Source organism: Parasedimentitalea denitrificans (genome assembly GCF_011813015.1).
Lineage (GTDB): Bacteria > Pseudomonadota > Alphaproteobacteria > Rhodobacterales > Rhodobacteraceae > Parasedimentitalea > Parasedimentitalea denitrificans.
In genome coordinates this window covers 17,571-40,318 of the sequence record NZ_QHLQ01000013.1, presented here as the reverse complement: position 1 = coordinate 40,318, position 22,748 = coordinate 17,571, and the positions used below count along the sequence as shown (strand labels likewise).

Sequence of the window (22,748 nt, the reverse complement as noted above, 5' to 3'; positions counted from 1 at the left end):
TAAGGTATTTCCGCCCATTTGCGGCTTCCTGACGGAAGCTCACCTCTGGCTGGGCCGGGCGCCGCGCCAAAGGCGCGGCGCCCGGCCCAAGACCGCAAGGACGATCGGCAACGCCGATGGTCCGCGTGGGCGCGGGAGAGCTTGGCTGGTTTGCTTTATGTGGGCGCGTTTAGAGGTGGTGAACCTCCGGCGAAGTTGTTTGGGGTCACGTAGTCACAGGGGGCTTCCTGCATGTTGAGGTGTAGGTCTGTGCCGGTGAAGGGATGTGCTCGGGCTAGGGCTTCGTCTACTTCGATACCAAGGCCGGCTGTTATGGGCGGCGTGACAAATCCGTTTTCAACCCGGATTGCCCCTTTGATCAGTGCATCATGAAATGGGGTTTCTATGGTTTCGGCCATTAGGATATTTGGGATTGAGGCGGCCAATTGGATGTTCGCGGCCCACTCAATCGGCCCTGCATACAGATGAGGCGCCATCTGCGCGTTGTAGACCTCGGCGATTGCGGCGATTTTCTTGGTCTCCCAAATGCCGCCGGAACGACCCAAGGCAGGTTGCAGTATGGTGGCCGCGCCGGTTTGCAAAACAGCGGCAAATTCGCCCTTTGTTGTCAGCCGTTCGCCGGTGGCGACGGGGATGCGCACGGCCTGCGCGACTTTGGCCATCTCAGAAGGACTGTCCGGCGGTACTGGTTCCTCGAACCAGAGGGGAGAGTATGGTTCCAGAGCCTGCCCCAGACGGATGGCCCCGGCAGTGGTGAATTGGCCATGGGTGCCAAACAATAGGTCGGCCTTGTTGCCCACGGCCTTTCGGATTGATTTACAAAACGCCACGGACATCGAAATATCGTTCATCGCTGGCATGTGACCGCCGCGAAGGGTGTAGGGGCCTGCGGGGTCGAATTTGACTGCTGTGTAGCCCTGTCGGACCATTTCAGCTGCGCTTTTGGCGGCCATTTCCGGTGATGTCCAAAAACTGTCGATGTCGTGTTCGGGTAACGGGTAAAGGTAGGTGTAGGCGCGAATGCGGTCATTCATGCGCCCACCGATCAAGGCGTGGACGGGCCGGTCGCGGTCCTTGCCCAGGATATCCCAACAGGCGATTTCGAGACCCGAGAATGCCCCCATGACCGTCAGGTCGGGGCGTTGAGTGAAGCCAGAGGAATAGGCGCGCCGGAACATCAGCTCGATGTTTTCCGGGTTTTCATCAGCCATATGACGTTCAAACACATCGCGAATGACATGGGTCATCGCCTCTGGTCCGACCGAGGCTGCGTAGCATTCGCCCCACCCGGTAATGCCTGTGTCGGTGGTCAGCTTGATAAGTATCCAGTAGCGCCCTCCCCAGCCGGGGGCAGGGGGCGCGGTGACGATCACGTCGAGGTCTTGCAGCTTCATGAGCGATCTCCTGAGTACAGGGGCTTATCCTTTGAACAGGATCACATTGCGTTTGGCGCTGCCGGTTTTGGTATCGGCAATTGCCTCGTTGATTTGATCCAGTCTCCACCGGGCCGAAATCAGTTCGTCCAGTTTCAGCCGCCCTTGGCTGTACAGGTCGATCATCCAAGGGATGTCACGCTGGATAACTACGTCACCCATTTTTGACCCGATCAGCCCCTGGCCAACGGCTGCGAGCATGACAGGTTCATAGCTGGCCGTGGCACCTGAATGCGGCATGCCAATCATGATTGCCTTGCCGCCGGGGGCTAGATAGCGCGGCGCTTGATCGTAGGCTGGTATGGCACCGACGGTGATCAGAACGGCGTCTGCTCCGCGTCGTCCAAGCGCCTTGTGGGCGGCGCGCCAAGGTTTATCTAGCGTGGCTAGCACGCCGTGGGTGGCGCCGAACTCTTTGGCGATGGCCAGTTTTTCTTCGCTCATATCCACGGCAACAATGCGGCGTGCGCCAGCAATTCGGGCGCCCTGGATCGCATTCAGGCCAACGCCGCCTGCGCCGATCACCACCACGTCCTGACCGGGGCGCAGCTGGGCTGCATTCACGACCGCACCGACGCCTGTGATAACGCCGCAGGACACAAGCGAGGCGACATCTTTTTCAATGTTATCGGGGATTTTGACGATCTGGCGTTGGTCCACCACCACCTTTTCGGCGAAAGCGCCACAGGCCATGGCCTGTTCCAGTGGTTTGTTATCTGTCGTCGTCAGCGGGCCGTTCTCGGTGTCATAGCTTGTTTCGCAAATGGTTGGCTGGCCACCGGCGCAGTTGGGACAGTTGCCACAGGCGCGGATCAGGGTCACCACTACCGAGTCACCCACGGTAAAGCTGGATACGCCATCGCCCAACTTAGTGACTGTTCCGGCGGCCTCGTGGCCGTAGACGGCGGGCAGGTGGCCGCCCCAGGCGCCTTCGGCGTATGAGATGTCGCTGTGGCAGATGGCAACCGCCTCGAGTGTTACCTCGACCTCGCCCATGTTGGGATCTGCAAGTTGGACATCCTCGATGACCAAGGGAGCGCCAAATTCGTGGCAGACGGCTGCTTTGATGGTTTGCATTGAAATCCCCTCGCTTTGCTCGTCTCACGGTGACTGTGATCACCGGTTGTCGCAAGGGTCAAACCTTCATTTGGCAGGTGTTCTTACGTGACGGAGTTTCGGGTGCGCAGAAAGATCATCAGGCCTATGAACATCAATGCCAGTGCCACAAGGAAAGGTGCGCCCGGCAGGTAAATCGGCGCATCAGCGCGGCTGAACTGGGCAAACACAGAGGCCATGAGCATCGGAGAGATGATCATCGACAGAGCCTGAACCGATGACATCACGCCCTGAAGTTCGCCCTGCTGGTTGTCGGGCACCGATTTTGACATGATCGCCTGTAGCGCCGGTGTCACGACGCCGCCAAGGGCCGCGACAGGGGTCAGGATTAAGGCGAAGGTGCCGCTGGTGATAAAGGCCAGAAATGAAAAGCCGACGAAGTCAAAGAGCTGTCCAAAGATCACAGTCTTGCGTTCACCAAACTTACGGACCACATGGCGCAATGCGCCGCCTTGGACAAGGGCCATGGTCAGGCCGAATATCGCTAGCGAGATTCCTATCGTCTGAGGGGACCAGTCAAAACGCTCTTCGGCAAAGTAGGCCCAGATGGCTGGATAGACGTAGATCGCTACGGAGTAGAGGAAGTAGACCCACAGCAGTCGCTGGATGCCCGGAATGCGGGCCATTGTGCGAAACGCGCCAAAGGGATGTGCTCGGCGCCAGTCAAAGGGGCGGCGGTTTTCCTCGGTGACTGTTTCCTTCATCACGAACCAGCCCAGCACGAAGTTTAGCGCCGCCAGTACTGCCGCTGCATAGAATGGTGCGCGGGTGCCAAGTTCCCCGAGTAGGCCGCCGATGAGGGGGCCTAGGATAAAGCCAACGCCAAATGCTGCACCAAGAAGGCCGAAGTTCGCGGCCTTTTCGGTCGATTTGGAGATATCGGCCATGTAGGCGCCTGCGGTGCCATGGGTTGCGGCAGTGATGCCGCCAACTATGCGCCCCAACAGTAGCAGCCAGAGCGACCCTGCGAGAGCCATCACCAAGTAATCCAGCACCATGATAAACAGCGACAAGAGCAAAACCGGGCGTCGGCCATATGCATCTGATAACCCACCGAGAACGGGGCTGAACAGAAACTGCATCACTGCAAAGGCGGTTGCGAGGATACCGCCCCACAGTGCGGCGTCAGCCAAAGTTCCGCCCTGTACCTCAACGATAAGGCCCGGCATGATCGGCATGATCAGGCCAACACCCATGGCGTCGATCATTACGGTTGTCAGAATGAATAGGATTGGCAGGCGCATCAGTATTGGGTCTCAAGTTGAATCGGCGAACCCTAGCCGTGGCCTTACAAAAGGGAAAGCACCGCGCTTAGCTTTCTGTGTGAGAAGTGTACATTACATGTCTTTTGCGATCTGCGTTATCACATTTGCCAACCCGTTTGGATCGGCAAAGAAGGGCGAGTGCGACACGTCCATGTGGTGGACCTGAGCGCGGGGCCAGTCGGCAACCATGTCGGCTTGATACTCGGGCGGGATCACCCGGTCGTTTGCGCAGCGAATATAGGCCTTGGGTACATTGCGCCAATGGTCGGTCACGACCAGCGGCGTGGCTTGTGGCTGAATTGGCTGCGCGCAAATGTTGGATAGGGCATAGTCTACCGACTCGCTGGGGCAGTCGTGGTAGAACAGGTCTGGGGCGTGTTCGGGATCAAACTGATAGCTGCTGCCACCAGGGTGTTTGATGAGGGCGTTAGTCAAGGTTTGGCGGGGGCCGTTACGGCGCATGTCGGCGACTGATAGGCCAGATACCGGTACATAGGCACATAGATAGATAAGACCGCGCAGGGCGTCGGGGTGTTTTTCAGCAGCTGCGGAAATGGGGTACCCCCCCCAGGAATGACCCACGACGATGGTGTCAGGACTTGTGGCTGCCAGCACTGCATCCGCAGTTTGATCCAGCGTGACCGAGGCCAGATCAAGCCCATCGCAGTGACCGGGCAGGTCGATGGCGCGGGCTGTGTGACCCTGGGCCTGCAGGGCAGGGATTAGGTCGCGCCAGCACCAGGCGCCGTGGCACGAGCCGTGAATAAGAAGGAAGTCAGCCATGGTGCCCTATCTTTTGCAGGAAAGTGCCGAGGAGTGCAGCGTACTCCTTGGGTTGATCGACACAGGGCAGGTGGCCTGCCTTGCGTATCAGAGAAAATGAAGAGCCGGGGATCAGGTCAATGGTTTCGCGCACCAGATCAGGAGGTGTCGCGCCGTCTTCGGACCCGGCGATGCCTAAGGTTGGTAGGCGTAAGCCGCTGGTCGGTGTGTAAAAATCTGTCCCGGCAATTGCGGCGCAGCACCCCGAGTAACCCATGGGTGACTGTTGCACCAGCATGTCCCTCCACTCGGACACTTCGGGCGTGTCACGCATCCTGCGCGAGAACCAGCGTTCCATTACTGCATCCGCAAGAGCCTCGATCCCGGCGGTTTTCACGGTTTCTATGCGCTGCTGCCACATGGCTGGCATGCCGATTTTGGCGGCGGTGTTTGATAGCACGAGTCCCCGTACCTGATCCAGCCGTTTGACTGCCAGCCCCTGTGCGATCATGCCGCCGATGGACAGTCCGACAAAGACACAGTCGCGGACTTCAAGATGGTCTAGCAGTTGCTCGGCGTCCCGGATCAGCGCCCCCATCGAATAGGGGGCTGGTGGGGCAGACGACTGACCATGGCCGCGCAGGTCATAGCGGATCAGTTTTAACCCGGCAGGCAGATGTGGCAGAACGGCGTCCCAAATCCGCATGTCGGTTCCCAGTGCGTTGGCAAACACCACCGGGGCGCCATTTGGATCGCCGTCGATCTGATAGTGCAACTGAACGTCGCCTAGATCTGCAAATTGCATCGTTTGCCTTTCACACTGAATTTGCATCTCTGTAGCCGGGATCGTGGGCAAGGGTAAAGCCGGGTGATCAGGTGAAACGTTGCAGAGCCTGTGCGAATATTGAGGGGTCAACATTGCCGCCAGTGGCGACGACAATAGCGGTGTCGCTGCTGAGGTCTTTGCCGTGGAATAGGGCCGCCGCAAGTGAAATTGCGCCGCCGGGTTCCAGCACTATTTTCAGCCGGGAATAGGCCAGCGCCATGGCGTGCAGGGCCTCGTCTTCGCTAACGACAATGCCGGAACCGCAGAGACGTTTCATGATCGGGAAGGTGATCTGCCCCGGTGATGGGGTTAGGATTGCGTCACAAATGGAGCCCGAGGTTTGGCTGTTACATTCAATATCACCTGAGGCCAGAGAGCGTGTAACATCGTCAAAGCCGGTGGGCTCGCAGGGGCGAACCTGCATTTCTGGGGCTTCGGTCTCTAGCGCCAGCGCGATGCCGGATGTCAGGCCGCCGCCACCACAGTTGACTAGAACCTCGCCAGTTGTGATGCCAAGTTCCTTGGATTGCTGGGCAATTTCCAATCCGACCGTGCCCTGACCTGCAATAACCTGTGGTTCGTCGAAGGGTTTGATCAACGTCAGGTCACGTTCCTCGGCGATGGCCAGACCAATGGCATCCCGGTCTTCACTGGCGCGGTCGTATAGAATGACCTCGGCCCCTAGGGCGCGGGTGTTTTCGATTTTCAACTGCGGTGCATCTGCGGGCATCACGATGACCGAAGGCACGCCGTGCAGTGTGGCGGCATGGGCGATGCCTTGGGCGTGGTTGCCACTGGAGTAGGCGATAACGCCTTTTCCGCGGGTAGCTTTATCCAGAGCTGACAGGGCCGACCAGCCGCCGCGAAATTTGAATGATCCAGTGTGTTGCAGGCATTCAGGCTTTACCAGAATGCGGCGTTGGGCGAGGTCGTCCAGAAACGGTGAAGACAAAAGCGGCGTTACCCGGGCGTGTCCGTCCAACCGTTTGGCAGCGGCGTTGATCATGGATAGCGATGTCATGTGGAGGAATTCCTGTCGTTGGGCGTTCTAGGTCAGCCGTTGGCTAATTCAGGGATAGACGTCAGGTCGGACAGCTCATGCTGTGGTGTCCACGGCAGGCGGTCCATCGGCTCGCCTGCGCGATTGACCCAAGCGGTGGTAAAGCCATATCCCGTGGCACCGGCCGCGTCCCAACCGTTGGACGAGACAAACAGCACTTGGTCACTTTCACAGCCAAATCGATTGCCGACCAGATCATAGACACGCGAATCTGGTTTGAAGACGCCGACGCTTTCTACGGAAAGCACATCGTCCAGAACTTCGCCAAGGTCGGCGGATTTTACGGCCGCGTCCAACATATCGGGTGAACCGTTGGACAGGATGGCGGTATTTAGCCCGGCAGACTTTAGCGCGCGTAGCATTTCGGGGACCTCGGGGTAGGCTTGTAGTTCCCAGTAAAGGTCCAACAAACGTTGGCGCAGTTTGGCGTCTCCGTTCAGGGAGGTCGCATCAAGGGCCCAGTCCAACCCGTTTTGCGTTACTTCCCAGAAATCTGTGTGAGCACCGGTGACGGCGCGTAGCCAGGTGTATTGTAACTGCTTGAGCCGCCAGTGATTTGCCAGTTCGCCCCAAGTGTCGCGCAATTGTGGAAAGTCCGGTTCGGCAGCCGCCTGACGGGCCGCGGCGGCGACATCGAACAGGGTGCCATAGGCGTCGAAGATACAGGTGGTGATAGGCATGCGGTTCCCCCTTGTTGAAACAGTGACACAGGGTTGTGTGGGGGGGAAGAAAGATATTGTGTGGCGTACAATGGCGAGGCGGGATTGGCCTGACTTTACATTCTGGGGGCAATGTATAGTTTAACGCCGTTTGAAAATTCTTGACAGATTGGACTCCCAATGACCGAGGTCAAAGCCGGCGACATCGTTCGCATTCATTACACCGGAACCCTGCTGGACGGGAGCGTGTTCGACAGTTCAGAAGGCCGTGATCCGCTGGAATTCACCGTGGGCACCGGTCATGTGATCGAGGGCATGGACGCTGAAATGCCGGGTATGACCGTTGGTGAGAAAAAGACGATCCAGATTCCCTGTGCCAAAGCGTACGGTCCGATCAATCCAGCCGCCCGCCAATCTATCCCACGTGAGGGTATCCCGGATGATATCCCGTTGGAAATTGGTACCCAGCTGCAGATGCAATCGCCAGAAGGTCACGCTTTGCCGGTGACTGTGGTTGAGGTCGATGAAGCAACAGTGACTTTGGACGCCAACCACCCACTGGCAGGCAAAGATCTGACGTTCGACCTAGAGCTGGTTTCTATCGCCTAATCATGGCCAGGCCCGCCACATGTTTGGGCGGGTGTTAAACGTAATTGCAGCCCCAGCCAGCGGTCCTATGGACATCGATGGCTGGGGCTGTGAATTTTTTGCCCATATTTTAGTGACTGCGCCTTAGGCGTCGTTGCCCTGAGGTGGAAGAGCTTCTGCCAGCTGTTCAAAGGAACGACCCGATGCAACCAGGCAAGTCTGGCCATTGGGGTTTGTCACTGTGATCGTCCAAGTACCTGTATTTTCTGAAGCGAAAGTCTCGATCATCATACCCTGTTCGCCTAGGCCAATGCTCTGACGTGTTTCGCCGTAGGTGCCGGCCAGACGCTCAATTACAGCGTCACGTGGGGCACATTTTCTGCCAGATTGTGCGTGGGCCTGCTGTGCAACGATTACTGTCAGTCCAAGGCTCATTGTCAGTTTGATCATAGATTTCATCATGGCTTTTACCCTTATTTTTGATGCTGCTCGCATAGTTACAAAACAGATAGTCAGTTGGTTTGAATGACCCCCGAGGGACCGGCGTGAGTAGGTATCTTCGGTGCGGTAGTCGTCTCTTAGGCGGACGTTGTTTTCTACTTTCGCGAGGTAATTACCCTTGCTGGTGTGGCGGTGACGCAGGTCCAACCGACTGCGTGCTTTGGAGAAAGCGACCCTCATTTTTTTATGTAGGAGAACTTCCATTTTGGTGGTCCAACGGTTGCTGCTCTGGGTGCTGGCCCATCCGGACTGCTCGAAGGATAGGTCTTGCTCTTCCTGCTCTGCGGCGTGATTTACGAACATGACTGGCTCCTTCTGTTGTTGTGTGCCTCTGTGCATACAATCTACATCTAATTGCTCGCATCCGTCGATTGGTGCAAAAGTCGAAGAGCCTCCTCTTCTGGTGGGGCTGATGACCTTAAGGATAGCTGTCGACAGCCTTATTGTGGGTGGGGGTGCGCGAAATGACGCGTTTTTGCCGGTATCTGGTCAAATCGCCAACTCAAAGAGGCAAATTGGTTACCCAAAGATTACCGTAATCAAAATTGAGATGAAGAGAAGCGAGGTGAGAAACGCGTAAATCCGCGCCAGATGCCCCCACAGGGCAGTCTTGGTGTTGTAGGCGCATTTCCAGAGTGAGGCCATGACAACGAGGTAGAAGGGGACGAATATTGCCCAGCCGATGATCTCTGAAACATTTGCGCTCAGATCGAGGAGAGCTGCTGCCCGCGAAAAGTCGAGTAGGAGAGCGATGATGAAGCCGAAGAATATGGAGCCGAGTTGCCCAATCCAAAAGGACTTCCAAAGTGGAAGGTCAGCAATAACCGGTTCTGACCCGGTAGGGCGATTGGGATTGGACATGATTGAAAATACCTTCCTCCAGTAAGTACCCTATGGGCTACATTACATTGACCGTGCCGCCTGAAGGTTTGCACAAGACGGAGCTACTTCTTTTTCTTTTTACCTTGCTTCGCGGACTCGGCTTCGAGACGGGCGATCAGTTTTTTGTTAGTTGCAAATTCGCCCAGAATTTTATCTTCGATATTCTTGGGTGTCTCAGTACCGGTCGCAGCATCCAGGACCTTGTCATAGACCTTGCCTCCGACCTCTTTCTGGGTTTCTTCGAATACCTTGGCGAAGATAGGCAGCAGGTCTTTTTCTTTGGCGCCTTCGCCCAGAGATTTGATCAGGTCTTTTTTCACCTTGCTGGACAGCTTGTTGTACACTGCTTTGGAAGCAACCTCGCCAGACTTGGCAAATTTGGAGAAGACCCCGGCGGTCAGGACCTCTTTGGCGACAATGCCGACGAAGACATTGAAGGTTAGCCCCTTGGCGTTGGATTTATAGGATTTCAGACATTCCTTGATGATGCCTTCAAGAATATCCGCGCCGTTTTTCTTTAGATAGTTGATTACGAATTTGACAACGACCTTTTCGCTGGCCTTTTTGAACATCTCACCCGAGAGTTTTTTGGCAATGGTAGGGCCGATCTTGGCCAGAATTTTTTCAGCCCCTTTGCCCTTGATCAGCGCGCCAACGGAGCCACCGATAAAGGCGTCCCGCAGTACATTGAGCGCGGCATCACCGACGCCATCTGATGTTCCGGCAATGCCTTTGCCGACCTCATGAGAAAGGGTTTCCACGGCGGCCGTGCCAGCCCCGGCGACGACGCCGGCGGTGATTGCACCTGCGCCCATGCCTGCCGCAACCGGCACAGCGATGATACCTACAATGACAAAACTGGTGGTCGAGACGAATTGAAGGCCAGTGACCATGGTTTCGCCGCCGTCAATAATCTTGGATAGGTACTCCCGCATTTTCTTGCGGGCATCGTCGGCCTGTTTCTCGGCCTTGGGGAATGCGGCTTTGAAGGCAAGAAGGTCGCCGGCATCCAAGGCCTTTTGGCAGGCGGCTAGGCCTTTTTCAGCTTTCTTGATGAGACTTTCCGGGGGCAGAGAGGCACCGGAATAGGCTTCGATACACCAACCTACTATATACTGGTCGTTCAGCAGCTCATTCTGATTGTCCCAATAGATACGGGCCTCGCTCACGGCATTTCGGAGCTTGAGCATGGGAGTGCGGAAGTCGGAGATGATGCGTTTGATCAGCTGTTTGTGTTCGGCGTGGGTGAAGAGGTAGACCTTGCCGATGATAACAACCTGGACATCTGGATTGGGCAGTTTTGCGCTTTTACGCAGGTTGTCCATCAGCGCCTTGTCGAGCACGCCAGTAGGCCGCATGCCGCTTTCTATCTGATACTGTTTGATCGCGGCGATCGTGTTTTTATCGAGCGCACCACTCTCTGGCGCTCGAGTTTGCAGCGCTGATTTGTTCAGTAGCTTTTGGGCTTCTAGTACAACTTTACTGGACGTATTTGGTTCGGCAAGCGCAGGCATGGGGCTCTCCAAAATTGGCAGACAAAATGGTAGGCAATAAAGCTATGGAAATGTATGATCTTGGAAAATTGCAATATTGGACGGTTGTACGGTAAGTTTTGCGTCCTAGCGACGTAAATTATGTAAGTCTGTTTTATCGGTCAGCAACCGCCGAAACTGTATGACGCTTGTATGCCGAGTTTTTGTAGCAATGCCCAATCTGCCGTACCCGTGACTGGATCACCGCTCTCGGCCTGAAATTGGCGCACAGCCTCGGCTGTTTCTGCGGTGAAGTACCAATCGGCAACATCGTTGAAATATCCGCCTTTGAATAGGTATTCCTCGAGCCGTTCGACGGCTGGGTACAGGTCGCCGGGTTCAAGCAGGAGCGGTTGACGAAGGTCTGCGGCAGCCTTGCAGACGGCAGCCGGGGCAGGGGCCAATTTGAACAACCCGCTGATCTGGGTTCCATCAGCTTCCATTGAGCCGATCTGAGTTGCTATGCTTTCGATGCGTGCGCTTTCAATCCGCAGGTGAGTGAAATCTGCCAATACCCTATCGGGAAAACGGAGAAGGGTGACGTTCCCTCCGTCACACTCAACCGAACAACTCGCCTGATCCATGCCATCAAAATCGCAGGAGAATTCGTACGTGACGTATGGGCTGCCGGTCATTGTGTAGTTGATTTCACCCTCGTTGCTTAGGGTCATCGTATTGACGCCGTAATCTTCTGACGGTGTTTCAAGTGCGTAGCATGCTGGATCTTGGGTCAGGCCGGGTGTGGCGATAACTGTGAGCAGACAGGCCAAGGTTACTATGTTTCTCATTATTCTGCCCCTTCCATGACGACGATTGGTGCCCAGTAAAACGGATGGGACGCGCCGGGGTATTGTTCACCCGGGTTGGTATCGTCCTGCAGGATGTCGCCGCCCTGTAAAAAGGCACGCTGGGCTGCGGCCAGGGCCTGAGCGGGTGTGGCCTGTTCGTTGATCAGTTGATCGTACATGCGTTCCATCAGCAGGGCGTTTGTTATGTCGCCGACTTGCCAGAGGGTGGCAACAACGGCAGCTGCGCCTTTTTGCTGCGCGACGGCGGCAAAACTTTCCAACTCACGTCCGTCATTGTCTTGTCCGCCATATGCGGTGTTGCAGGCTGACAGGGTCAGAAGGCCAACACCTTTGAAGTCTAGCCCGATGTCCATCCCACGCCTGATTTCGGATACCGACAGCTTTTTACCGTCACCCATCAACAGAAAGGACTGGTCCTGAGTGGGGCCAAGCACGAAGTGAGAGGCGAGATGCACGATGCTGCGGCCGGTCTTGTCGCGGTTTTGAGAGGAAAGTGCGCGAGTAAAGCTGGCCTTGGTAAAGTCATCATCGACATAGGTGTCACCCGGCACCACGCCGTGGTCGCCTTCCTCTGAGATCACAAGGCGTGCGAGTTCGATTGCGACCCCCGGAAGAGCGCCGAGGTCGGCCCACTCACGCGTGGCGCCGAATGCGGAAATTCGGCCAATGTCACTGCTAATGGGCGGAGTGACTTGAGTTTCTGTTGCATGTGTCAACGTAAACCGTTCGACTAGATGGCCATCATTGTCGCGTAGAGCCGCGAAGGGCAGGTAGCGGAGTTGGCCGTCTAGCGACAGAACCAAGGTGTCGCCCGCTGCCTTTTGTATCGCCTCGTTTAGCTTTGGTGGAAACAGGATCTCAAAAAGCTCGGCTCCCAACGGGTCGGGATTGCCGTCTTGGTGGCTGAGCGAGGTGCGGAACGTGTTGATCTTGTCATTCAGGGCTGCCTCGGAAAACGGTTGGCCGTTTGGCAGCTGGTCCAGAGTGAAGGTTGTCTGGTTTTCTGTTGTTGTCAGAACAATGCCCAGACGATCTGGCAGCACCAGATATTGCAGAAGCATTGCGTCCTGACCGTAGGAGGCTGCGTGCAATTGTCGGCGCACTGACAAGCTGGGGTCAACACTCGCTGCGGTATCCTGCGCATCGACCTGTGCGGCGGCGAGCTTCATACGTTCAAGCGCGGTGTCGCGATCTATCACTGGCTGCGCATCTGTTGCCACACGGGGCGTTTCAACAGGGGCTGAACCTTCGTCGTCAGAGTCCTTTCCGGTTGGTTGCTGTACTGCCTGTTCCTGCCGCTGCGGGCTGCCATTTGAGGATGCAGTCGCGACAAGAGTTGCGGCTTTGATCAGTTCGCTTTCTTCGGGGATGAGCGCGAGGGCGCTAAATCCAGCTTGCCCGAACTCTGTATCACGGCCGACAAATTCGAAGGTCTCGAAGGATTTGAGCATGTTTAGAACAGCGGCGGCTTCGGCGGGGCGGTCTTGCCGGATAAACAGGTCAGCCAGCCAACGGTAATGGTTGCTCATATGCTCGCGGAAGCACAGCTGTAGCTTTTCCGGGAGTTCGATGAGGTCGGCGCGCAGACCTTGCAGCTCGTTCACTGCCTGTTTGGCTAAGGCAAGGGCGAGGGGGCGTTGGTCGAGTTGGAACAAGCGTTCGGAACTGCGGGACAGGGTGCAGACCCGTGCTAACGTCGAAGGGACGGAGCCTAGCCAAATCTCTGCTGTGCTGTGCTGTTCAAGGTCGCTTTGCATTGCGATCAGCTCTAGCTCTATGGCGCGATCTGTATTGCCTGCTGAACCTTCTAGGTGTGAGAGACGACGGGCGGAGAAACTGAACGCAGGTGTTGCGGTTCCGCGCGCTTCAGCCGCCTGTAGCCGTGACCGTGCAGTGTTTAGACCCGTTTCAACGGGCTGCAATGTACCGGTTGAACCGGCCGCTAGGGTCAGGAACTCGCGTGCTGAGTTGTCACCCCGTTCGGCAAGCGAACGCAACAGCCGCGCAACTGGGCGCCATGCCTCTTCGTCGCCGTTTTCGAGATATCTGCGGAGTGATTTACGCAGAGCTACTTCGCGAGAGGTGGAGGCGGTGGTTTCGTCTAATGTGTCCAGAAAGCTGAGTGGGAGAAGGGCTGCGCGGGCGCCTTCGAAGTCGCCGTAAAACGCCAGAACATCGACCAGTGCAGCATTGGCTGGCAACGCTTTTTTATTGTCGGCCAGAATGTAGGCTTCTTCGCTGTGAGGGTCGGCCGCGACCTGGATTTTGTATTTGTTGGCTGCTGCTGCTTCTTGAAGCAGCCAATCGTATGCCGGGGAGATTAGGGCGGTGTCGTAACTGCCGATTGCAGCCTGACGCAGGAATTCGGCGCAGTCGACGTAGGCCTCATCGGTGAACCTACAATGCCCGCGAAGCGCGGATCGAAATGTCTGTGGGTCTGGGTTATCAAGCCATTGGGCAAGAAGGTGGCCCTCGGATAAATCGCGGAGCTCTTGGTTTGATTTTGCCAGTTCGGGTCGGGCCCAAAGCAGACGGCGAAGCCTTTGCGATGCCTGATGTGATGCTGAAGCCCGGTACCAGTTTGCCGCGCGTTGCAGATCAACGGAATGGCTTTGACGCAGGCCCGCAAACAAGTCGCCCATGGCAAGCCCGACGTCGCTGAACCATGGTCCGTACTCGTCCACAGGATTGGCGGATGCCGTCAGCAGGTCGTCGAGGAGATTGCGACCGGGGCCGTCAGTAAAAAACTGACTGCCGGCCATAAGACGTCGGCCAATGGCGATTTCGACACCTCGAATGGGAGAGGCAGGCTGGTGGGTCAGGCCTAGTCCTTGTCTGTACAGATCAAGTGCCTTGTTCCAATCCTGGGCAACACCTTGGCCAGTTTCATAGGCTTCGGCGAGAGCAAGCAGTGCAGCAGGTTGGTCGGCGTCTGCGGCTTGGCGATAGTATTGGTATGCTTTGCTGGCATCGCGGGCGACCCCGTAGCCCTGTTCAAACATCTGCGCCAGCCGGAGCATCGCGTAGGAATTACCCTTGGCGGCGGCTGCCTGGAAATGGAGTAGGGCCAGATCGACCTGCTTGCCATCTGCGGCGAAGCCTTCGATCAGGAGGGTTGCGATTTTGGCGTTCTGGGCACCACTGCCATTTTGCCGGATGTGTTGGGCCCAATTGGGGTCGCTGGCGGCGCGCTGGGCTTGGCTGACAGTGCCGTGAATGGCGTATAGGGGGGTGTTAAAGGCCAGTCCGATGGTCGCAACGGTTGGCAATGCACGCCCTTCAGGTAGCCACCATGGCCGCGTTTCGGGCTCGGCGTCGTGAAAGTCCGAGTTGTCTCCGCCTATGCCAGCATAGTCTGCTTCGGGGTTTGGCGCGAAGATTGGAAAGAACAGGCGCCTAAGAGCGAAGTTCACCGAAGGTGAGACGTCAATTGGCAAAGACCCGTTGGTGTAAGCCTTGGCAAGAGTTATCGGTGGGCCGCGCAAGAAATCCTGGGGATCGGACGAGACTGCGATAAGCCAAAGACCAAATTCTGGCTGTGGCCTGACACCGTGGCCGCGTACCAGTGCAGCCCCAACGTTACGCAGGATATTGGCGGTGCCGCGCGGGTTGGACCAGTTGCCGGTTTCTGGATCTGAAATAGCACTGGTCAGCGCCTGCGCTGTTTGGTCGAGTGCGTCTATTGTGACAGGGACAGGATCATGCGCGTCAATAAAGGCCAGTAGCAGGGGCTCGCCGGCGAATGGCGTGTCTTGAAGAAAGGCATCTTGGTTGGACTGCATTCTGGTTTCGCAGGAGTGCCAGAACGGGGTCAAGATCTTGGTTAGCCCGTCGCCCTCCCTGCGTTTGCTAGGGTTGGAAAGGTTCGCCAGCGTTTTGCCAAGGGCAGTGGTGTCGGGAAGCGGTGCTGTGTCGGAGCTACAAGCGGACAGGGTCGACAATAGTGGCGCTAAGTTCCCAGTTGGACTGTTGCAGAGTGCCGGGCTGGCCGGGGCATTGGCCAAGGCAACTATGTCGTCCGGCATTGGCAGTTCGCCGTCACGAAGACTGCGGATCTGATTGGAGTTGGACGCCGCAGCATTCCAGGCTGCCCGGCTGCCGCGGCCAAACAAGCCGTCAACTGTTCCTGCCTCACATCCGCGAACGTTGAGCAGGAACTGAGCTAATTCGGACTGCGGTTGGTAATAAGGCCTGACATTGACCTGGGTTTCGACAATCTGAAACAGGCCCTTGCCTGCGATGTATTCCAGCACCGGGCAAAGTGCCTGCTGGTGGGTTCGGATCGCATTGCGAAAGGCGTTTGTGCTGTCAGGATTGGCGGCAAGGAAGCGTTCTGTGTAGGAATCTCCTTTCCCGGTATCAGCTATGCTGGCACCGGTTAGGATGTAATCGGCTAGTGCGAAATTGGCGGCCTCGGCCATGGTTGCTACGTCGCGCCGGGCAAAAGCCGCGCTTATGGAAATCACGGCGTCAAGGTTGAACGGTGAGGGCGATTGGCCGCTACAAGACAGATTTGATAGCCTTGTTTGCCAGTCCGAAAGGATGGGGTAACTTTGGGCGCGCGCATCAGGGGCGGACAACAAAGATGTCGACAGTGCTAAAATACAGAGACGTGAAAACATGCTCATATCGCTTTTCCCCCAATAAGCTTGAGCCTATTAACTGGCTGCAATTCTGTAAATGGATCAATTAAGGGGCTGGTCGAGGCAAAGAAACAGGCTGGGATACAGCGGCGACGTGGTCCCAGCCCTGTAGGGGGCGCGGTAAATCTGGCGGTGCTTTTGGCTTGGCGAATGGTGTTTAGTCGCGCGCCATTATACGAGCCATTGGGGCGATCGAGAGACCTTGAATGAGGATTGAGAAGATCACCACCATGTAAGTGACGCTAAGGATCATCGGTTTCCATTCACTGTCAGGCAGGGCAAGGGCGAGTGCGATTGAGATACCACCCTTGAGGCCGCCCCAGGTCATCAGGGGAATGATGTCGCCTTTGACGACACCCGGACCGTTTAGCATGATGTTTGGAATTGCGACGGCTGCCAGACGACCGAACAGGGCCAGTGCGATGGCATAGGTGCCCTGCAACAGGTAATCATCGGTTATCACGAAAATCTCGAACCCGATCATCACAAACAGGATGGCGTTTAGGATCTCGTCGATCAGCTTCCAGAAGGCGTCGACATATCCGCGTGTTTCCTCGCTCATTCCGTCGCGCATGCCCACGTGGCCAATGAACAGGCCTGCAACCACGGCCATGATTGGGGCTGAGATATGCAGGTAGATCGACAGGATGTATCCGCCAAAGGCCAGCGCAAGGGTGATCAGCACCTCCAGCGCGTAATCGTCAATGCGTTTCATAATCTGGAAGGTGCCCCAGCCTAGGGCTGCGCCCATGGCGGCTCCGCCCAGGGCCTCTTGGACAAAGAGGATGGCCCCATCCGAGACGCCTGACGCGTGGTCTGTGATCGAAGGGAAGGCCATGGCGACCAGAACAAGGTAGAGAACATAGGCAACGCCGTCGTTAAACAGGCTTTCGCCGGCGATTTTGGTTTCCAGAGACTTCCGCAAGTTGGCCTCTCGCAGGACGCCAAGAACTGCAACAGGATCGGTGGGGGAGATCAGGGCGCCAAATACCAGTGCTACCAGTAAGGGCATGCCGGTGATCCATGAAAAACCAAACCCGACGATAGCGGTCGAGAGGGCAACCCCAAGCGTGGCCATAAGTAGGACAACGCCTGCCTGACTGCGCAACTCGCTGATAGACACATGAAGGGCACCAGCAAAGAGCAGCAGGCCCAACATACCCTCTAGCAGGGCATCAGAGAATTCAAACTCGCCGACGATTTTGCGGACCTCGTTGCCGATTTCCAGCGCCGGAAAGAACATGTCGAAAGCAAGGATACCAAGAGAGGCGAGGAGGGCGACAACCAGAATGCCAATGGCCTGTGGGAGCTTCAGGTAGTGATAGTTGAGGACCCCAAAGAGTGCAGCGAGGACGATCAGTGTTGAAGCAATCTGTAGGAGGTCCATCGTGTGTCTCTTGTTGGGCTGGCGGTAATGGCCAGATTTTTGGAATGCGGCAATCAGAAGTGAGCGTTTAGCGCCGCATTCTGCCGCCTTTTGAATGCCCTATAGCACTGTCAGGCGTCAGCGCCTACGGGGACAAATGGCTGGATAGGTTCAGTTCAACGGCATGCTGGGGCTTATCCGTTCAATCGTAGCCATTCCAGGGCAAGGGCGCGGGCCCTAGACAGCGCGTCGTCATCAAGGCCCAAAGCCTCTAGCCGTTCTTCGGCTTCCTCCTTTTGTCGCGGGCGTTTTCCATCCGCTGTCAGGGCAGCCAGAGTAAAATAGAAGGCGGCATTTTCCTTGCTTTTGGGCACACCGTTGCCGTCGACATGCATGCGGCCTATCGCAATTCTGGCCGGGGCAAAGCCCAGGTCGGCTGACCGCTCAAACAACTCAATTGCGAGGGTGTGGTCACGCTCTACCAGTTTGCCGTTGCGGTAGATGCGGCCAAGGTGGAAGGGAGCAAAGCGATTGCCGCGTTCAGAGGCGCGGGCGAGCCAGTCTAGGCCGAGGTCCTTGTTCTCTTCGACCAATGCATCACTTAGGTACAGTCGCCCAAGGTTGTTCATGGCGTTGGTGCTGCCGAGTTCTGCGGCGATGGTATAAAGACGAGCAGCCTCAATCAGATCTTGCGCTGGGCCATTGCCGTTTTTATCCGTGCCGCGGCGGTACATGTTACCCAATGTATCTAGGGCATTGGGCCAGCCGTTCTGGGCCGCAAGATCGTACCACAGAATTGCCTCGTCCAAGTTGCGTTCAACAAACCATCCCCGTTCAAACATTTCGCCTATGTTGGTGCGGGCCCGCAGGTTCCCCAGATCTGCCGCCTGTCGGTATAATGTCAGCGCCTGTTCATAGTCACGATCACGTCCCTTGGCGGACACAAACATAAAGCCGAGGTTCACCAGCGAGGCATTGTAGTTCAGCGATGAGGCCAAGCGATAGAACTGCTCTCCCTCATCATACCTGCCCTGAATATCCAGCAGGCGGCCCATCAGGTGCAGCAGTCTGGGATTTGTCGGATCCATGGCCAAGGCTGCGGAGCATTCCTGTAGACCTTGGCGTACGTTGACCAGGCCCCATGGCACACCGTCAGTAATGCGGCGCGGATCGTCGGGGTCACCCGCAACGATGTCGCAGGCAGTCACCACTGCTGATAGGCCATGAACTGACCGGCGCTCTTCTGGGACCGAGAAATTTGCGAAGACGATGCCGCGGACGGACTGGTCAGATTGCTCTAGCTGGAGCACCAGATTGCGGGCTTTGACGACATTTACGCTCTCCGGGAAGTGGTTCACGAAATTTCGGAAGTCGCCGGGAACGGGGCTTTCTTGGATGACATTCCACCAGATACGTTCGACCACAGGGCGTACCGATTGAAGGGTTAGATCACCTATGTCGACATTGGGTGCCGCAGTTGTCGTCGGCTCTTTGAACGCGAATTTGCGCTCGATAGATGCGGAAATAAAGGGCCGTTGTTGTCCGTTGGTCCAGACCCGTACTGACCGTCGTACTGAGCGGAAGACATCCAGGATATCCTTGCCGGGTTTGTTAATCTCGTTGATGAGCGCGCCGGTATAAGGGCTGTTGGGGCCGGTTCCGTCATAGGCGACTTCGCCTGCTTGGGTGGCAAAGCCAATCAGTGTTTCACCGGCGTCGCTTTCCATTGAGGCCAGACCGCGCCCGTGTTCGTCATCATTGGCTAGAAATGGATTGTTGCGACAGGCATCCAGGATGACGATGCTGAAATCCACGCCACTTTTGTGAAAACGCTCAACCACTTGGGCGGCGTCGATGCTCTTGCTGATGATCGCATCGGCGGACTCGGCTTTGACGTCGACGGGAAGCAGATAGTTGCGGCCATCACGTTGGATCGCGTGACCGGCATAGTAGAACAGACCGATGGCGCCTTCTGGGAGGCTGTCTAGGAAATTTGTGATCCCTGTTTGGAACTCTTCGGCGGTGACGTTTTCCAGAAGCTTTGTTGTGAACCCGGATTGCATCAACGAGGCTGTCATTGATCGCGCGTCGTTAACAGGGTTGCGGAGGGCGCCGATTTCGTATTGCTCGTTGCCAATAATAAGGGCGAACCGTGGCTGATCCTGAGCAATGGTGAGCGAGGGCAATACTATCCCCCAGATCACTGTCAGGCATAGTTTGAACAAGTTGGTCATATGCTCCTCCGTTATGTCGTAAGGTCAAATGAAAGTCGACCGCGCGATGGGCGGCTGTGAAGTTGGGGCAGGGGGTGTCATTTCGAAAATCCCTGAACTGCGCGGGTTGAAAAGCTGTGTTCGTAGATCAGGCGTGCCGCCGCTGATGCGCCGTCGTCGAACTGAAAACGCTCCATTCGGCGGCGCATGTCAGCCCGGCAGGCTGGGTCAAGAAGGCGGTCAATGACTTGGGGAACACCTATCCGGTCTGATGCGCGTAACATTTCGGCGCACCCAATTTGTTTTGCGTGGCGTGCGCGGATGATTTGCAGATCCATTTCCGGGGCCTCGTTGGCGACAAACAGGGTGGGAATTCTGCCCAGTATGGCCTCGTGGAAGGAGTTGTACCCGGCGCTCGCAATCATGGCGTCGAATGCGTTTGAATAACGGAATGCCGGGTAAAGACTGATCTGTTGGTGCAAGGCATCGGTGTCTGGCTTGGCTGCAAGGGGTGGCACAATCTCTAGAAGGTCTATTCCGGTACGGTTGGCCAGTTCGTCTAGCAGTCGCTTGCGAATGCGTTGAAAGTCGAAGTTTGTTCCAGCGCCAAGCATCATGGCTATGATCGTGGCGTTTTCATCAAGGCCCAACTCTTGTCGGGCCTGTTCACGTGTTAGCCGATCCTGCGGAGAGGTGGCCAAGATTGGGGGGACACGGCAGCTGGTTTTTGAAAGGGTGGTTGCCCCATTGTCAAAACGCGCGGAAAAGTCCTCTGGCTCTATGGCCAGATCGAAATGGTTCTCGCGCGAAATCATATCGCTCTGGGCGGTCGGCCATAACCCCCGTCTGACCCATACGCGTTTGACGCCCGGCCACTGGTCCAGCGCCGCTATCAGTCCGCTGTAGGGGACATTCCCGTCAAACACCAAACTGTCCGGGCGGAAAAAACTGAGAAAGTCTGACAGCTCTTTGGTCAGCACTTTGTTCCAATTGTCCACGGAAGCACCGGTTAGGCGGTGGAACGGGATGAACTGCGTTAAATAGCCGGCATCTTCGGCAAGCTTGAACGCCTGACTGAGCGTGAAGACTGCGACCTCGGTATCGGTTGGCAGACGCGAGGCGATTGCCATGGCGCGGGTGAGATGGCCCAGACCCACACCGTTAGAAGTCATGAAAACGATACGTCTCTTTGCAACTTTCGGAGCCACTTTTCGTGTAGTCTGCCAGTCGGATTTCACGGCTGACAGACGTTCAGAGAATTGGTCGAGTGCGAACCGGCGTTTGACTTCGATACGTGCGTTTTGCGCGTGTTCGGTATAGGCATGTTCGTCGGCTGCGAGCTCTCTGATCACTGTTTCCACGTCGGCTGGTTCAGCGTAGATTGCGGCGGATCCGAACAGTGGCTGAAAGTGTTTGGGCAAGATGGCTGGTACACCGGTTGCAATCGCCTCGAGCACGCAATACCCGAATGCCTCTACCCAATCGGGACCGTGGAAGTAGACGTAGAAATCCAGATCATTCAGAAAATCTTTGACGGCGTGTTCAGAAAATTCATGAAGCTGCCAATTGGCCGGGACCGGAGCAAACACCTGCGACAGCTCCTTAGGTACTCCTAGCATCTGTACGGAGAAATCGGGGCAGTCAGGATAGATCTGTATGGCTTCTTCACGCAGGCTTGGCCATTTGTTCATTTGTGGGCGCGAGTGGCGACCGATTACGATTTGGCCATTCATCGGGCGTTCTGGCCGAGGCTGCCAGGTGTCGAAATCTAAAAGATTGCTCCAGTCTTGCGTCCAGACATGGGCGTATTCTGGTAAAGGGGCGGTTAGCTGGTTTCGAACAGCCGGGCCAACCGGGGCCAGGGTGACGTCTGCTCCGAACATCTCATGAATGTTGGCGAGTACACGGTTCAGATCATACTCTGGCTGCCCCGATCCGTTGAACGGTGGATGGTGTAAAACAAGCACCACGTGTGAGGCTTGTAGTCTGAATGGCTCTTTCGGCAGTTCCTCAAACAGTTGCGGGTGATGGATCAAGACTATGCCCGCCGTGGAGGCAGTGCGAGGATCCAGCAGAACCAGATGCCCGTTGTCTAAGTGAGCCTGAATGGCAGGGTGGGGGCCGCGGGGTAACTTGAAAAGGGGGGCCAGCACCGGGCAGAAACCTGCGCTGATGCCTTCGCGTGCTAAAGAGGAGATTTCGGCTGCCACAGCCTGTGAGGTGCCGCCGGTAAACCGAGGGTCTGCAAAATAGACTATATCGAAATGACCGTCCACGTGGTAGCATTCCCCAATTGCATCAGCATCATTCTGTTACGGGGCGTAAAGTTACGTAGATCATATGATTGGCAAAAAACTAAGAACAAAATTCGTAGCTATGATCGGAGTCGGCAACGGGGTGGCCTCTCGGTATGCCCAATTGGGGCCGTCATTTGGCAAGCCAGTCGTGCTCGTGACATTACTGTCTGCCGATGCTGAGGCTCAGGAAAAGGCTATCGAAAGACACGCAGGGCGATCCAGCCATTTGCCTGTTTTTGTTGTAACCGATCCAAATGTTGCAGCGCTTCAGGACAGAAAATGCATTTTTGAGCATTTTCCACCGCCGCACATCGTCCAATCGCAGCGCAACGTTGGAGATTGGACCGGATATTTTCAGGAGCGCTGGAGGACACTTCATTTGAAGTGGGGGCCCCGATGGACCGTGGGCTATGGGCGAGAATTTTCGGATTATTTGCAACAATGCGGTTTATCGGGTAGTATGCCAGAATAATATTGCCTTGTTAAATGGAGGTAAGTGTATGAAATTCCGTTTGAATGTAATCAAGACCGGCGTTTTAATGACAATGATTTCAGTGTTTTCGGCATGCATTCCGCTGAACCTGAAATATGATGAAGACAGCGCAGCCGACCCGTCTGATGGGGTTACGAATTGGGCCAGTAATTCTGGGCCATATTAACTCACGATCCTAGGTTTTGTATCTTTGCCACAATCTTGAGGTGAAGGGTGTTCTTGTCTGAAAGCGTCCGGCGGTGTGATGTTCGCCTGTCAATGGCGAATGGTCTGCATCTTTTGCAGAGTATCTCATCATGGCCG

Annotated in this window: 18 protein-coding genes; 3 read left to right on the top strand and 15 right to left on the bottom strand. The window is 56.2% G+C overall.

Translation table 11 applies throughout. The features are described 5' to 3' along the window. Positions 1–155: 155 nt before the first annotated feature. The 7 genes from DL239_RS13550 to DL239_RS13520 all read right to left on the bottom strand — a co-directional run bounded on the left by DL239_RS13550 (position 156) and on the right by DL239_RS13520 (position 7,142). On the bottom strand, positions 156–1,394 hold the full coding sequence (locus DL239_RS13550) for a mandelate racemase/muconate lactonizing enzyme family protein (RefSeq protein ID WP_167684642.1): 1,239 nt from the start codon (positions 1,392–1,394) through the stop codon (positions 156–158). Positions 1,395–1,418: 24 nt separating this feature from the next. After that, positions 1,419–2,510: a Zn-dependent alcohol dehydrogenase gene (locus tag DL239_RS13545; protein ID WP_167684641.1), complete on the bottom strand. Its 1,092-nt coding sequence runs from the start codon at positions 2,508–2,510 to the stop codon at positions 1,419–1,421. 83 nt (positions 2,511–2,593) lie between these two features. Beyond that, positions 2,594–3,793: a TCR/Tet family MFS transporter gene (locus DL239_RS13540; RefSeq protein ID WP_167684640.1), complete on the bottom strand. Its 1,200-nt coding sequence runs from the start codon at positions 3,791–3,793 to the stop codon at positions 2,594–2,596. 93 nt (positions 3,794–3,886) lie between these two features. After that, positions 3,887–4,597: an alpha/beta fold hydrolase gene (locus tag DL239_RS13535; RefSeq protein ID WP_167684639.1), complete on the bottom strand. Its 711-nt coding sequence runs from the start codon at positions 4,595–4,597 to the stop codon at positions 3,887–3,889. Then, the gene (gene pcaD / locus DL239_RS13530) at positions 4,590–5,381 is read right to left on the bottom strand and encodes a 3-oxoadipate enol-lactonase (protein ID WP_167684638.1); all 792 of its coding nucleotides are present in this window, start codon (positions 5,379–5,381) and stop codon (positions 4,590–4,592) included. Before pcaD ends, DL239_RS13535 begins: the two co-directional genes overlap by 8 nt. Positions 5,382–5,448: 67 nt before the next feature. After that, the gene (locus DL239_RS13525) at positions 5,449–6,423 is read right to left on the bottom strand and encodes a threonine ammonia-lyase (RefSeq protein ID WP_167684637.1); all 975 of its coding nucleotides are present in this window, start codon (positions 6,421–6,423) and stop codon (positions 5,449–5,451) included. 32 nt (positions 6,424–6,455) lie between these two features. Further along, on the bottom strand, positions 6,456–7,142 hold the full coding sequence (locus tag DL239_RS13520) for a haloacid dehalogenase type II (RefSeq protein ID WP_167684636.1): 687 nt from the start codon (positions 7,140–7,142) through the stop codon (positions 6,456–6,458). A 159-nt stretch (positions 7,143–7,301) separates the two neighbouring features. Here DL239_RS13520 and DL239_RS13515 point away from each other — a divergent pair, with 159 nt between their 5' ends. Further along, positions 7,302–7,730 (top strand): FKBP-type peptidyl-prolyl cis-trans isomerase, encoded by a 429-nt coding sequence (locus tag DL239_RS13515; protein WP_167684635.1) that lies wholly within the window; start codon positions 7,302–7,304, stop codon positions 7,728–7,730. Between the two features lie 123 nt (positions 7,731–7,853). On the opposite strand, the gene DL239_RS13510 is transcribed toward DL239_RS13515, so the two are convergent. From DL239_RS13510 to DL239_RS13475, 8 genes are all read right to left on the bottom strand, one after another. After that, positions 7,854–8,168: a hypothetical protein gene (locus tag DL239_RS13510; RefSeq protein ID WP_167684721.1), complete on the bottom strand. Its 315-nt coding sequence runs from the start codon at positions 8,166–8,168 to the stop codon at positions 7,854–7,856. 561 nt (positions 8,169–8,729) lie between these two features. Continuing rightward, positions 8,730–9,071: a hypothetical protein gene (locus DL239_RS13505; protein WP_167684634.1), complete on the bottom strand. Its 342-nt coding sequence runs from the start codon at positions 9,069–9,071 to the stop codon at positions 8,730–8,732. A gap of 83 nt (positions 9,072–9,154) precedes the next feature. Next, positions 9,155–10,606 carry a peptidoglycan-binding domain-containing protein gene (locus DL239_RS13500; RefSeq protein WP_167684633.1) on the bottom strand — a complete coding sequence of 484 codons (1,452 nt, stop codon included), beginning with the start codon at positions 10,604–10,606 and terminating at the stop codon, positions 9,155–9,157. Between the two features lie 140 nt (positions 10,607–10,746). After that, positions 10,747–11,412 carry a peptidoglycan-binding domain-containing protein gene (locus DL239_RS13495; RefSeq protein ID WP_167684632.1) on the bottom strand — a complete coding sequence of 222 codons (666 nt, stop codon included), beginning with the start codon at positions 11,410–11,412 and terminating at the stop codon, positions 10,747–10,749. Then, positions 11,412–15,899, bottom strand: coding sequence for a CHAT domain-containing protein (locus DL239_RS13490; protein ID WP_206188459.1), 4,488 nt, complete (start codon positions 15,897–15,899; stop codon positions 11,412–11,414). The genes DL239_RS13495 and DL239_RS13490 overlap by 1 nt, the downstream gene beginning before the upstream one ends. A gap of 334 nt (positions 15,900–16,233) precedes the next feature. Then, a complete protein-coding gene (locus DL239_RS13485) occupies positions 16,234–17,463 on the bottom strand; it encodes a cation:proton antiporter (protein WP_167684630.1) in 1,230 nt (409 codons plus the stop codon). A 173-nt stretch (positions 17,464–17,636) separates the two neighbouring features. Further along, the gene (locus DL239_RS13480; protein WP_167684629.1) at positions 17,637–19,676 is read right to left on the bottom strand and encodes a caspase family protein; all 2,040 of its coding nucleotides are present in this window, start codon (positions 19,674–19,676) and stop codon (positions 17,637–17,639) included. Positions 19,677–19,753: 77 nt separating this feature from the next. Continuing rightward, positions 19,754–21,931 (bottom strand): glycosyltransferase family protein, encoded by a 2,178-nt coding sequence (locus DL239_RS13475; protein ID WP_167684628.1) that lies wholly within the window; start codon positions 21,929–21,931, stop codon positions 19,754–19,756. 100 nt (positions 21,932–22,031) lie between these two features. On the opposite strand from DL239_RS13475, the gene DL239_RS13470 reads away from it, so the two are divergent. Next, positions 22,032–22,424 carry a hypothetical protein gene (locus DL239_RS13470; protein WP_167684627.1) on the top strand — a complete coding sequence of 131 codons (393 nt, stop codon included), beginning with the start codon at positions 22,032–22,034 and terminating at the stop codon, positions 22,422–22,424. 28 nt (positions 22,425–22,452) lie between these two features. Beyond that, the gene (locus DL239_RS13465) at positions 22,453–22,611 is read left to right on the top strand and encodes a hypothetical protein (protein WP_167684626.1); all 159 of its coding nucleotides are present in this window, start codon (positions 22,453–22,455) and stop codon (positions 22,609–22,611) included. The last annotated feature ends 137 nt before the right edge of the window (positions 22,612–22,748 follow it).